The sequence below is a fragment of the Saccharopolyspora sp. ASAGF58 genome, assembly GCF_012277335.1.
Taxonomy (GTDB): Bacteria; Actinomycetota; Actinomycetes; order Mycobacteriales; family Pseudonocardiaceae; genus Saccharopolyspora; species Saccharopolyspora hattusasensis.
The window spans coordinates 593,712-605,900 of sequence record NZ_CP040605.1; the positions used below are offsets into that span (position 1 = coordinate 593,712).

Below are 12,189 nucleotides of genomic sequence, written 5' to 3' on the forward strand. Positions count from 1 at the left end.
CCCGAGGCACCAGCCCACATCATCGTCACACCCGCAGCAGGGCGCAGAACATCGCGTCGGTCCCATGCCGGTGCGGCCAGAGCTGCACGCCCGGCCCCTCGCCCAGGCCCGGCACGTCCGGGAAGTACTGGCGCGCATCCAGCTGCTCGACCCCGGTGCGGCGCACGACGTCGGACACCACGCCCGCGGTCTCCGGCAGGTGCGGCGAGCACACGACGTACGCGACCACGCCGCCCGGGCGGGTCAGCTTGATCGCCGAGATCAGCAGCTCGCGCTGCAACTTCGTCAGCTCCCCGACGTCCGACGGCTGCCGCCGCCACCGCGCCTCCGGGCGACGCCGCAGCGCTCCCAGCCCGGTGCACGGAGCGTCCACCAGCACGCGGTCGAAGCCGGGCTCCAGGCCGGGGTCGCGGCCGTCGGCCACGTGCACCGACACCGACAGCCCATCGGTGGCCTTGCGTACCAGGTCAGCGCGGTGCGGCGCCTGCTCGACGGCGTCGAGCGAGCCGCCGTCAAGGGTGACCAGCGAACCGAGCAGGTTGGCCTTGCCGCCGGGCCCGGCGCACAGGTCCAGCCAGCGCAGGTCCGAGCCCTCGACCTCCGGCCGGGTCAGCGCGAGCGCCACCAGCTGGCTGCCTTCGTCCTGAACCGAGGCGAAGCCCTCCTGCACCGGCTCCAGGTCGCCGGGGTCGCCCGCGCCCGCCTCCAGCCGCACCCCGTACGGCGAGTACGGCGCGGGGTCGCCGCCGGTGATCGCGGCGAGCTCGTCGGCGCTGATCTCGCCGGGGCGCGCGGTCAGGTGCACCGCCGGCCGGGCGTCGTCGGCGGCCAGCGCCGCCTCCAGCTCGTCGACGCCGAGCGCATCCGCGAAGGCCTGCGCGATCCACCGCGGGTGCGCGTACCGCATCGCGAGGTGGCCGACCGGGTCCTCGGCGCGCGCCGGGGCAAGCTTGTCGACCCAGTCCTGCTCATCGGACTCGGCGGCGCGGCGCATCACGGCATTGGCGAAACCGGCCAGCTTGGAACCGTTCTCGAACCGCACGATGTCCACAGTGGATGCTACGGCGGCGTGCGCCGGGATCCGGGTGCGCAGCAGCTGGTAGACCCCGAGCCGCAGGGCGTCGAGCAGCTTCGGGTCCAGCTCGGCCAGCGGCCGGTTGCTGCACTCGTCGATGACGGCGTCCAGCAGGCCCTGCGCCCGGCAGGTGCCGTAGGTCAGCTCGGTGGCCAGCGCGGCGTCCCGGCCGGTGATGCGGCGCTGCTTGAGCAGCGGCGGCAGCGCCAGGTTGGCGTAGGCGTCGCGCTCCCGCACCGCCCGCAGCGTCTCCACCGCGGCGATGCGCGCCGGGTCGATATCCGCCGGCCGGGCCGGGGTGGACTTGCGCTGCGGCGGGCGGGCCTTTGCCGGCCGGGACGGCCGGCGGCGGCGATCGTTCACTTGAGCCGTTCTCCTTGCTCGATACGGGTTCCGCGGGACCAGTCGGTGGCGGCCATCCGCTTCTTCCCGGCCGCCTGCACCTCGCCCAGCGCGACCGCCGACGTCCCGGTGCCGACCAGCACGCGCCGCCGCTCCACCCGGATCTCGCCGGGGGCCGGCCCGTCTTCCACGTCGTCCACGATGGACACCGGGCCTAGCTTGAACCGCTCGTCGCGCAGCAGCGCCCAGGCGCCGGGGTCCGGGGTGACCGACCGGATCAGCCGGTCCACCGCGGCGGCCGGGGCGGCGAAGTCGACCTTGGCGTCCTCGACGGTCACCTTCGGCGCGTAGCTGACGCCGTCGTTCGGCTGCTCCTCGGCGCGCAGCGTGCCGTCCTCGATGCCGTCCAGGGTGGCGGCCAGCAGGCCGGCACCGGAGACCGCGAGCCGGTCCAGCAGCTCACCGGCGGTGTCGGTGGCGCGCAGTTGCTCGGTCACCACGCCGTAAACCGGCCCGGCGTCCAACTCGGGCACCAGCCGGAAGGTGCTGGCCCCGGTGAATTCGTCGCCATGCTTGATGGCCGCCTGCACCGGGGCGGCGCCGCGCCACGCGGGCAGCAGCGAGAAGTGCAGGTTCACCCAGCCGAACTTCGGGATGGCCAGCGCCTTCTCCCGCAGCAGCGCGCCGTAGGCCACCACCGGGCAGCAGTCCGGGGCCAGCTCCTCCAGCCGCTGCAGGAAGTCCGGGGCGGCGGCGCGGGCTGGGGTGAGCACCTCGATGCCGTGCTCGTCGGCGAGGGCCCCGACGGGGGAACGCACCAGCTTGCGGCCGCGCCCGGCCGGGGCGTCCGGCCGGGTGATCACCGCGGCGACCTCGTGCCGGTCGGAATCCAGCAGCGCCTGCAGCGCGGGGACCGCGGGGGCGGGCGTGCCGGCGAAGACCACGCGCATGTCAGCGACCCCCGAACAGCGGGTGCGGGCTTTCCTTGATCACCGGCGCGTTGCCGTCGAACCACGCGGCCTGGCGGATCTCGCGCAGCGCGGCCTTGCGGGTCTGCTCGTCGAGCCGGTCGACGAACAGCACGCCGTCCAGGTGGTCGGTTTCGTGCTGGACGCACCGGGCGAGCAGGTCGGTGCCCTCGACCTCGACCGGTTCGCCGTGCATGTTCCAGCCGCGGGCCACCACGTGCTTGGCGCGCAGGCAGTCCCAGTACATGCCCGGGATGGACAGGCAGCCCTCCTGGCCGAACTGCTCCTCGTCGTCGACCGCCGTCCACGTGGGGTTGACCAAGTGCCCGGCGAACCCGTCGCAGTGGTAGGTGAAGACCCGCAGGCCGACGCCCAGCTGCGGCGCGGCCAGCCCGGCGCCGCCCCGATCCTGCATCGTGTCCCACAGGTCCTGGACGAGGGTGCGCAGCTCCTTGTCGAAGTCGACCACCTCATCGGCCTTGGTACGCAACACGGGGTCGCCGAAGAGTCTGATCGGCTGGACGGTCACTTGAACTCCCTGGGATGTCGACGTCGACGATTGGCGACCCGACGAGTCTAGTCGTCGCCCGGTCCAGGTCGCCTGCGTGGGAGTTCCGCCGTAGCGACGCCGCGCCACCGGCCGTCGCGCACCTGTTTTCGCTGTTCAAATGCCGTGAGCACTTTTGGGTGCCATGGCGCCCAAAAGTGCTCACGGGTAGCTGCCGGGCGAATTGCCGGGCCTCAGCGGGTCGGGACCACCACGGCCGCCGCGCCGCCGCCGCGTCGTTCGCGCTCGGCCGCCGCGACCCAGCGGCCATCAGGCAGCCGTTCGACGCCCGTCGCCGAGCCGATCTCGCCGGTCGTCTTGAACTGGTGGCCGATGGCCTTCAGCTTCTCCGCCTCCGGCTGGGCCAGGAATCCCGGCTCCGCCTCGGTCTGCGCGGCGTTGCGCTGCGAGGCGCGGGGCTCCGCGATGGCGTCCACCAGTGACAGCCCGCGGTCCAGGCGACCGGTGAGCACCTGCAGGACCGTGGTGATGATCGTGGCGCCACCCGGGCTGCCCGCCGCCAGCAGCGGCTTGCCGTCCTGCAGCACGATCGTCGGGCTCATCGAGCTGCGCGGGCGCTTGCCCGGACCAGGCAGGTTCGGATCCGGCTGGCCGGGGGTGACCGGGGTGAAGTTGAAGTCGGTCAGCTCGTTGTTCAGCAGAAAGCCACGACCGGGCACCACGATCCCGCTACCGCCGGTCTGCTCGATGGTCAGCGTGTAGGCCACCACGTTGCCCTGGGCATCGGCCACGGTCAGGTGCGTCGTGTTCGGCCCCTCGTACGGGTCGACGGCGCCGGAGGTGCCCGCCTGGCAGCCCTGCGGGTTGCGCGGATCGCCGGCCGCGACCGGGGTCTGCAGCACGGCATCGTCGCTGATCAGGCAGGCGCGGGAGGCCGCGAACTCCTCGCTGAGCAGTTCGTCGGTGGGCACGTCGTTGAACTCCGGGTCGCCCACCCAGCGGTTGCGGTCGGCGAAGCCGATCTTGCTCGACTCCAGGAACCGGTGCAGGTACGCGGTCTTGTCGGCGCCGGCGAGGTCGGTACGCTCCAGGATCTTCAGCGCTTCGCCGACGGTCGTGCCGCCCGAGCTGACCGGGCCCATGCCGTAGACGTCGAGCCCGCGGTAGGTCACGTGGGTCGGCGCCTGCTCGTTGGTCCGGTAGTCGCTCAGGTCGTCGACCGTCATGCCACCGGGACGCACCTGGCGGTTCGCGGCCGGGTCGGCCGGCGGCTGGTTCACCGCCTTGACCACGTCGGCGCCGATCTCGCCGTTGTACAGCGCGCGGATGCCTTCGGTGGCCAGCGCCTGGTAGGTGCGGGCGAGGTCGGGGTTGCGCAACACGCTCCCGACCTCGGGGAGCTTCCCACCCGGCAGGAACAGGTCGCGGGTCGCCGGGAAGGCGCTGAAGCGCTCCTGGTTCTCCTCGGTCTGCTGGCGGAACGTCTCGTCGACGACGAAGCCCTTGCGGGCCAGCTGCTCGGCCGGGCGCAGCACCTCGGCGAGGTCCTTGGTGCCCCAGCGGTCCAGTGCCGCCTGCCAGGTCATCGGGGTGCCGGGCACACCAACGCCGAGCCCGCTGGTGACCGCCTGGTCGAACGGGATCGGCTTGCCGTTCTCCACGAACATGTCCTCGCGGGCGGCGGCGGGCGCGGTCTCCCGCCCGTCGATCGTCTCGACCGCGCCGGTCTTGGCGTCGTAGTGCACGAAGAAGCCCCCGCCGCCGACGCCGGCCGAGTAGGGCTCGGTGACGCCCAAGGCGGCAGCGACCGCGACCGCCGCGTCGGTGGCGGTGCCGCCGCGCCGGAGCACCTCGATCCCGGCCTGCGTCGCGTACGGGTCGACGCTGGACACGGCACCGCCGAAGCCGGTCGCCTCGGCCTGCTTGGGCGGCTCAGGTGGCCCGCCCGGGACCGCCTGCGCCATCGGCGCGACAAGGGCGCACGCGGTGATCACACCCAGGGTGAGTCGAACGGGCCTCGCGGGCATCGCCACCTCCAACATCGACAAGGCCATACTCTGCCCAGTCTGCGCCCCCAATACAACAGCGGCGCCATGACAAGCGTTCGCCTCGCCGCAGGCCGATTTCGCGAGAAGTTTGCGGCCTGCCAGCGGGGCGAGCACCGGCGATTTCGCGCGAAATCGCCGGCCCGCGTGCGGCAGAGGTGACGATTTCGCGCGAAATCGCCGCCGGCCCCGGGGCACCGCCAGCCCCGGGACGAAGCACCGGCCTCCGAGCGAACCACCAGCCCCGGGGAACCGCCGTCCTCCGCGGTCAACCCGTCGGGTTGAGGGCTGCGTCGTGGTAGCGGCAGTTGGGGGCCCACAGCAGGAACGAGTTCATGCCGTTGGCCCGCGCCGCGTTGATCTGCGCCGCCACCTCGCCCGGGCCGTAGCTGACGCCGAGGCTGAAGTCCTGCAGCCACGGGATGATCTGCACGTCCGTGCCCTCGACCGCCTTGGCGAACGCCGCCAGCGAACGGGCCACGATGTCGTAGGGCTGCGAGTTGGGGTTGCCGACACCGAACTCCCCCGGAGCCCAGTGCGACGGGTACACCATCGGCGAGACGTAGTCCACGTACCGCGAGATCTGCCGGATGTCCTGGGCGATCTCGGTCGGCCGGTCCACCGAGATGCCGAACACCGACGCGCCCAGCAGCGCGCCCCGCGACCGCACCTCGGTCTGGGTCTGCCGCAGGAAGTCGGCGATCGCGGCCTCCGGCGTGGTGGTCAGGCCCGGGATGCGCATCTGCTCGATGTGCCCGTCGGGCCGCCGCACGTAGTCATAGAGGACGTCGTCGAAGCCGAGCTCGGCGGCCTCGGCGGCGAGGTCGATGTTGTACCGGACGACCACGGGATCGGAGAAGTTGGTGAACGCATAACTGCCGTAGGCGCCGCTGGTCCAGGGCTGCCCGGCGGCGGTCTGCACGACCCGCTCCGGGTGCCCGCCGTTCCAGGACGCCGCGCCCAGCACCGGGTCCTTGAAGGCGACCAGCCGACCGACCACCCGCACGCCCAGGCCGTGCAAATGGTCGAGGACCTGCCTCGCGTTGTAGTAGCCCTTGACCGCGCCGATCTGGTGGGCCATCGGCACCGCGGAGTCGTAGACGACCTCGCCGCTCTCGTCCTTGAGGTCCAGCTCGATGGTGTCGATCTTGCCTTGCCGGGCCATCTCCAGGACGGGTTCGCGCAGCGAGCCGCTGGTCCAGGCCAGCCCGGTCAGGTGCACCGCGCGCATCCCGGAGTGTCTGATATGGACGGTCATGGTCCGCTCGGCCCGGTTGCCCGCCGCGTCGGTCGCGACCACCTGGACCTCCCGGTCCGGCCGGTCGACGACCGCGCTGAACCCGCCCTGCGGATCGGGCATCACGGGCTTGTCGGCCACCTCCACCCGGGTGGCGTCCTGCACGGTCCCGGTGACCGTCACCGGCTTGTCCGGCCCGTCCGGCCGCAGCGAGTCCTCGACCTGCAGCGCAGGCGGCACACTGTCCACTGTGAACACCCGGCTGGTGGTGACCGAACCGAGCCAGGACGGGCTGCGCGGCACCACGACGCGCAACTCGTGCGGCCCGTCCGGCACGCCCGCCGCCTGCACCGCTCGTGCGCCTTGCTGGTCGACCGTCGGGACTTCACTGCCGTCGATCAGTACGCGCACCCCATCGGCGCCTCCGGTCCGGATCTGGATCGAACCCACCTCGGCCGGCATGATCGGATGGTCCGGTAGCCCTGCGATTTCAACGTCCTCCGTGGACATGGATCTCAGCAGCAGGAAGCCGAGGAGCAGCACCACCAGGCTGCCCACCACGACCACGACAGATTTGGGCATGTCCGCCGGCACTGACTTGGCGCGGGCCGTGCTGGAACCAGCATCCGCCATCGCTTTCGCCTCCCGACTTCAGGCGAACTCGCGCGGGTGCACGAAATTCGTGCTCGATCAAGTTCTCGCCGGCCGCGATGACCGACAGTTCCATCCTCGCAGCCGGAGCGCGGAAGATCAATGACCACTTGGCGTATACACAGCAGGGGAGCCGGTCTTCTACGTTGGTGGGGATGCGGTCAGCAATGCGGAACGTTCGCGTCGGCGTCGTGGCGACGGCGGCGGTCCTGCTCGCGGTCTGCGCGGGGTGCAGCGGCGAAACCGGCCCGGCGCAACCCAACGCGGTCGTCCAACCGCCCGCGCCACCGCCCGCGCCACCGCCCGCGCCACCGCCCGCACCACCCCCGCTGCCGGCACCGGAATCGGTGCGCGCCAACGAGCTCGGCGACGTCCCGGTGCTCATGTACCACCGGATCGTCCCCACGCCAAGCAGCGTTTACGACCGCACGCCGGAGGATTTCCGCGCGGAACTGGAACGGCTGGCCGGCGAGGACTACGTGCCGGTGACCGCAACCGAATACGCCACCGGCCGGATCGACGTCCCGGTCGGCAAGCACCCGGTGGTACTTACCTTCGACGACGGATCGATCGGCCAGTTCACATTGGACGGTGCGGGCGAGCCGGCGGCGGACACCGGCATCCGCATCCTGCTCGACGTCTCCGCCGCGCATCCCGGTTTCCGCCCGGTGGCGACCTGCTACGTCAACGATCCGCCGTTCGGGGAACCCACCGGTCGGCGCACCCTGGCCTGGCTGCACGAGCACGGTTTCGAGATCGGCAACCACACGCTCGACCACGCCAACCTCGGCCGCACCCCGGATGCCAAGGTGGGGCACCAGATCGCCGGGATGCAGCGGTTCATCACCGGTGCAGTGCCGGGCGTGCAGGTCCGGTCGATCGCCCTGCCGCTGGGCGTGCACCCGAAGAACGAGCGGCTGGCGGCGGACGGCTCGGCCGACGGGGTCGACTACCACCACGACAGCGTCATGCTGGTCGGTTCCAATCCCGCGCCGTCGCCGTGGTCGGCGGACTTCGACCCGGCCAACGTGCCCCGGATCCGCTCGCAAGGCACGACCGGCCAGGACGCGCAGTACGGCTCCACGGCGTGGCTGGACAAGCTCGCCGCCGCCCCGGATCGCCGCTACACCTCAGACGGCGATCCGAACCGGATCTCCGCCCCGGCCGACCGGAAGACCGCGCCGTCGGCCGCGGTCGGCGCGCGGCTCTACGAGTACTGAGCCAGCCATTCCTCGCGGGTCGCCGCGTATTCGACGTCGCCCCGCGCAGCACCTTCGATCGGACCGCCCGGCCAGTCGTGGCAGAACGTCCGAATGTAGCGCAGGCTGACCTTCTCCATCACCCGCCACGACCTCCGGAGCGCATGGACCGGCTTCCGGCCCCGATGACCGCCGACTACTCGGCTGCCTTGCGCACGCACCAGGTCTGGGTCGCAGAGGACGGCGATCGCATCCTGGGGATGCTGGTGCTCGTGCCGGAAGGCGACGTGATGCTGCTGGAGAACGTCGCGGTCCATCCCGACGCCCAAGACCGGGGTCTCGGGTGCGACCTGCTGGCGCTGGCCGACCGGGAGGCGGCTAGGCGGCGGATGACCGAAATCCGGCTCTACACCAACGAAGTCATGACGGAGAACCTCGGCTACTACCGGTGCCACGGCTACACCGAAACGGGCCGCGCCGAACAGGACGGCTACCACCGCGTCTTCTTCCGCATCTTCTTCCGCAAGCCGGTAGTCGCACCGTGAGACAGCGCGGGGTCATCGTCTTGATGGTCCGCCAGAATCCGCGCTCGACGACACGAACCCCACCCCGAAGGTGTCACCGTTCGAATACACGCGCTTGGAGCGTGCTTCATTTGGATCTTGATTGGTCGCGCCGTTAGTCCCGGCGTATCAGTTTCGCCCCACCAGAATGCGGTCGGTCTCATGTGGACGATCGTGCTGTAAACCCAACGAGATCAACTCCATTCGTGGCTTACACGGAATTCGTGACAGGCCTTGCTTACATCCGGCCACCAGACCTAAGTCTGTCACCCGGTCACGGGAGGCCGCCAACGCGTTCCCATCGCAGCAAGGAAAGTTTCGCGCGACGAGCGGGTGAAGGCGTTCTGCGGAGCGGAGGCGAACGCAGCGGAGCTGCACGACCGGTCCGAGTGCACTGGATCCGCGAGGACACCTGCATGCGCTGCTGGCACACCCCCACCCGCCTGTGATCACCCGGGGGCGGCGCAATTTCGCGAGAAATTGACCGTCACCCGGGTGAACGTCAATTTCTCGCGAAATTGACACCCCCCGCCCAACCGAAGGAGAACCACCGATGTTCTGGATCCGGCTCAGCACGTTCGTCCTGTTCAACCTGCTGATCCTCGCCATGCTCACCACCCAACTGCCGACCAGAGCCATCGCGTTCTCCTCTGGCCAGCACGCCGGAGGCGGCGACGGCGCCTACGCGGTCTGGCGCCTCATAGCCGACATCGAAGCCGAAACCCGTGCCGCCGAACGTGGCGGGCCAACGAACTGCTGCGCGCGGTGATCGGTCTGTCGCCCAACCAGACCGGTGTGGCCACGACCGGCCACCAGGTTCGGAGGGTGTTCGAGGCGTTCTTCGTCTTCTGCGGAACGATCGGCGACAGTGTCCCGGAGATTCAGACCCTGGCGCAGACCATCTCCACCTCGCGTGCCGAGATCGCCCGTGGCGTGCTCACCGGGCTCAGCAACGCGGCCGCCGAAAATGTCAACCGGCTGGTCAAACTCGGCTACCGGGGTGCGTTCGGGTTCAACATCGTCACCCACCAGCAACGCCGCTCGCGCTGCGTCGCTTCCCGATCCACTCGCCCCGAATGGCGACACACCGTCATCGCGACGTGTACACCATGCGTAGCAACGTGATTACAAGATCCCATCAGATGTCAAGAGCCGCCCAATGCAGCAAATGCTGCCGAATTCAAGGATCTCGTGGACGTGCACGGCACCGGAAACGTCCTTGAGCTACCGAAGGAGATGAGGCGTTACCGAACCGTGGAGTTCGCTGGCTACCGCTACGGTTCGCGGCAAGACGACACGCTGGTGACGAACGTGCAAGTCGAGCCGTTCGGCCGAAACCGCAGCGCTGCCGTCGCCGCCGAGGTGCTGAGTCTGGCTCTGGAAGCCCAATGATCAGCCCTAGAGCATTTCCAGGGGATCCAGGCGGACTTGGAGTTCTGCGGCCTTCCGGGCCGCCCGGACGGCTTGGGCCGCGTGGAGGGAGTCCGCCAGTGCTCGGCCGTCCGCCCGGTCGACGCGGACGATCAGGCGTTCCCGCCCCGAACTTCCGTCCTCGTCGACCTCGCCCAGCGGCACCGGGCCGAGGACTTCGGCGGTCGAAGGCAGGTCCGCCGAGTCCAGCAGGGCCTCGATCGCCTCCGGCGTGCCGTCCACCGCGGCGACGCGGCGGGCCGGCGGGAAGCCGAGCTCCGCTCGCTCGGCGAGTTCCAGGGATGCGAACCACGCCGGGTCCCAGCGCACCAGTGCTTGCACCGGTTGCAGCGACGAGTCGGCCATGACCACCACTCGCCCGCCATCGCGGGCGGGCCGGACCAGCGTTGCCGCCGCGAACCACAGCCGCAGCGCCGTCTCGGCCGCGCGGAGCTCGGGGCGGCCCAGCAGGGTTCGGCCGTCCAGCAGCAGCGCCGCGCCGTAGCCGCCTTCGGCGACCGGCTCGGCACCTGGGGTGCACACGATCAGCGCCGGCTTCGCCGGGACCTTCGCCAAGATCTCGCCCGCACCGGAGGTCCGCACCGACACGTTGCTGAACGCTCGCCCGAGCTCCTCTGCGGTGCGGCTGGCGCCGACCGCTACGGCGCGCAGCCGCCGCGAGCCGCAGGAGCTGCACTTGAACGCCGCTTCCGCGGCTCCGCACCAGCTGCACGCCGCCGGCTTCGGCGCTCCGCCTTCGCTGCCTCCCGGCAGCGCCAGCGGCCCCGCGCACCGGCGGCATCTCGCTCGCTCGCGGCAGTCGCCGCACGCGAGCGCCGGCACGTAGCCGCGCCGCGGCACCTGCACCAGCACCGGTGCTCCCGCGCCTAGCGCGGCCCGCGCCGCTTCGAAAGCCACCGACGGCAGCCGCGCTGCGCGCGCCGCCGGGTCGCGGGCCAGTTGGGTGTCGTCTTCGCCGATCGCGGTCACCCGCGGCGCCGCTGCCCGCACTTCCGTGCGGTGCGCGACCAGTTCGTGCGCCCAACCGGATTCGGCCAGCAGTGCCGCTTCGGCGGTTCGGGCGAATGCTCCGACGATCAGCGCCGCTCCCGCCGCGTGTGCGCGTTGGGTCAGCACGTCGCGGGTGTGCGGGTAGGGCACCTGCGGGTAGCTGTGCAGGTCGTCGCCGTCGTCCCAGACCGCTGCGAAGCCCAGGTCGTGGACCGGGGCGAACATCGCCGCGCGGGTTCCGATCACGACGCGCACCGCGCCGCGCAGCACGGCAAGCCAGCGGCGGTAGCGCATCGATGGGGCGAGATCGGCGGCGAGAGCGACGACGCCTTCCTCCCCGAGGAGCGCCGTGCAGGCGTCTTGCAGTCGTTGCAGGTCTCGGTGGTCGGGTACGACGATCAGCGCGCCGCGTCCGGCCGCCGCCGCGGTGGCGGCGGCTTCGGCGAGGCGGGTGGGCCAGTCCTCGCCGGGTAGTGCCTGCCAGACCGCCCGAGCCGAGCGCCCCGCGTCCACGGCGTCCAAAAAGGACGTTCCGTGCTGGTAACGGGCCCAGGCTCCGGCCGTGGGCCTGGGCGGCGGTGGTCCGGGTTCGCGGGGGGCGGATTTCTCCGCCGCGGCGTGCCGGGGCGGGATCGCCAGGCGCACCACGTCGGCGAGCATCCCGCCGTAGCGGGTGGCCACCGCGCGGGCCAACTCCAGCAGCTGCGGGCTCAGCACCGGTTCCGGGGAGGGGATCCGCTCGACCCAGGACAGGGTGCCCTGGAAGTCGGTGGTCTCGTTGCGCTCCAACAGGTAGCCGTCGACCAGCTTGCCCCGGAAGCGCACCCGCACCCGGCAGCCCGGCACCGCCTCGGCGTCCAGCCGGTCGGGCACCAGGTAGTCGAACGGGCGGTCCAGGTGCACTGGCAGCGGGACGTCGACCAGCACGCGGGCCACCGGTCGGGTCGCCGCCGCGGTCCGCTCTGCCGTCTCCCCCTTCCGCTTCCGGGGTTGCGCACCTGCCATGTCTCTTCTCTACCAGAGCACCCGGACCCGGCCGTCAACAGCACGTCAGAACGGACTCCCCGGGCGTCAGGACCTCGTCCGGACATAGGTGGCGGGGACCACCCGGGCGCAGGCGGGGCTTCAGGGCCCGTGAGTGTTTTTGGGTGCTATAGCAACCAAAAACACTCACGGGCCG

General features: G+C 71.2%; 12 protein-coding genes. 5 read left to right on the forward strand and 7 right to left on the reverse strand.

Going from position 1 to position 12,189, the window contains the following annotated elements; genetic code table 11:
* Positions 1 to 25: 25 nt before the first annotated feature.
* From FDZ84_RS02510 to FDZ84_RS02530, 5 genes are all read right to left on the reverse strand, one after another.
* Positions 26 to 1,438 (reverse strand): RsmB/NOP family class I SAM-dependent RNA methyltransferase, encoded by a 1,413-nt coding sequence (locus FDZ84_RS02510; RefSeq protein ID WP_168584534.1) that lies wholly within the window; start codon positions 1,436 to 1,438, stop codon positions 26 to 28.
* Positions 1,435 to 2,367, reverse strand: a complete 933-nt coding sequence (gene fmt / locus FDZ84_RS02515; protein ID WP_168584535.1) for a methionyl-tRNA formyltransferase — start codon at positions 2,365 to 2,367, stop codon at positions 1,435 to 1,437. The genes FDZ84_RS02510 and fmt overlap by 4 nt, the downstream gene beginning before the upstream one ends.
* A gap of 1 nt (position 2,368) precedes the next feature.
* Positions 2,369 to 2,914 carry a peptide deformylase gene (gene def, locus FDZ84_RS02520; protein ID WP_168584536.1) on the reverse strand — a complete coding sequence of 182 codons (546 nt, stop codon included), beginning with the start codon at positions 2,912 to 2,914 and terminating at the stop codon, positions 2,369 to 2,371.
* A 212-nt stretch (positions 2,915 to 3,126) separates the two neighbouring features.
* Positions 3,127 to 4,920 (reverse strand): gamma-glutamyltransferase, encoded by a 1,794-nt coding sequence (ggt, locus tag FDZ84_RS02525; protein WP_168584537.1) that lies wholly within the window; start codon positions 4,918 to 4,920, stop codon positions 3,127 to 3,129.
* A 286-nt stretch (positions 4,921 to 5,206) separates the two neighbouring features.
* Positions 5,207 to 6,808, reverse strand: coding sequence for a putative glycoside hydrolase (locus FDZ84_RS02530; protein WP_168584538.1), 1,602 nt, complete (start codon positions 6,806 to 6,808; stop codon positions 5,207 to 5,209).
* 185 nt (positions 6,809 to 6,993) lie between these two features.
* On the opposite strand from FDZ84_RS02530, the gene FDZ84_RS02535 reads away from it, so the two are divergent.
* Entirely contained in the window at positions 6,994 to 8,046 is a 1,053-nt protein-coding gene (locus FDZ84_RS02535) for a polysaccharide deacetylase family protein (RefSeq protein WP_168584539.1), read from the forward strand.
* On the opposite strand, the gene FDZ84_RS39915 is transcribed toward FDZ84_RS02535, so the two are convergent.
* On the reverse strand, positions 8,034 to 8,168 hold the full coding sequence (locus FDZ84_RS39915; protein ID WP_256413654.1) for a hypothetical protein: 135 nt from the start codon (positions 8,166 to 8,168) through the stop codon (positions 8,034 to 8,036). The genes FDZ84_RS02535 and FDZ84_RS39915 overlap by 13 nt on opposite strands.
* Positions 8,169 to 8,189: 21 nt before the next feature.
* Here FDZ84_RS39915 and FDZ84_RS02540 point away from each other — a divergent pair, with 21 nt between their 5' ends.
* The 4 genes from FDZ84_RS02540 to FDZ84_RS02550 all read left to right on the forward strand — a co-directional run bounded on the left by FDZ84_RS02540 (position 8,190) and on the right by FDZ84_RS02550 (position 9,980).
* The gene (locus FDZ84_RS02540; protein WP_246868743.1) at positions 8,190 to 8,570 is read left to right on the forward strand and encodes a GNAT family N-acetyltransferase; all 381 of its coding nucleotides are present in this window, start codon (positions 8,190 to 8,192) and stop codon (positions 8,568 to 8,570) included.
* 571 nt (positions 8,571 to 9,141) lie between these two features.
* Positions 9,142 to 9,357, forward strand: a complete 216-nt coding sequence (locus FDZ84_RS38490; RefSeq protein WP_246868744.1) for a hypothetical protein — start codon at positions 9,142 to 9,144, stop codon at positions 9,355 to 9,357.
* Positions 9,354 to 9,713 carry a transposase gene (locus tag FDZ84_RS38495; protein WP_246868745.1) on the forward strand — a complete coding sequence of 120 codons (360 nt, stop codon included), beginning with the start codon at positions 9,354 to 9,356 and terminating at the stop codon, positions 9,711 to 9,713. The genes FDZ84_RS38490 and FDZ84_RS38495 overlap by 4 nt, the downstream gene beginning before the upstream one ends.
* A gap of 66 nt (positions 9,714 to 9,779) precedes the next feature.
* Positions 9,780 to 9,980: a hypothetical protein gene (locus FDZ84_RS02550; protein WP_168584540.1), complete on the forward strand. Its 201-nt coding sequence runs from the start codon at positions 9,780 to 9,782 to the stop codon at positions 9,978 to 9,980.
* Positions 9,981 to 9,986: 6 nt separating this feature from the next.
* Here the strand turns inward: FDZ84_RS02550 and FDZ84_RS02555 are convergent, their stop codons facing one another.
* A complete protein-coding gene (locus tag FDZ84_RS02555; protein WP_168584541.1) occupies positions 9,987 to 12,014 on the reverse strand; it encodes a primosomal protein N' in 2,028 nt (675 codons plus the stop codon).
* Positions 12,015 to 12,189: the final 175 nt, after the last annotated feature.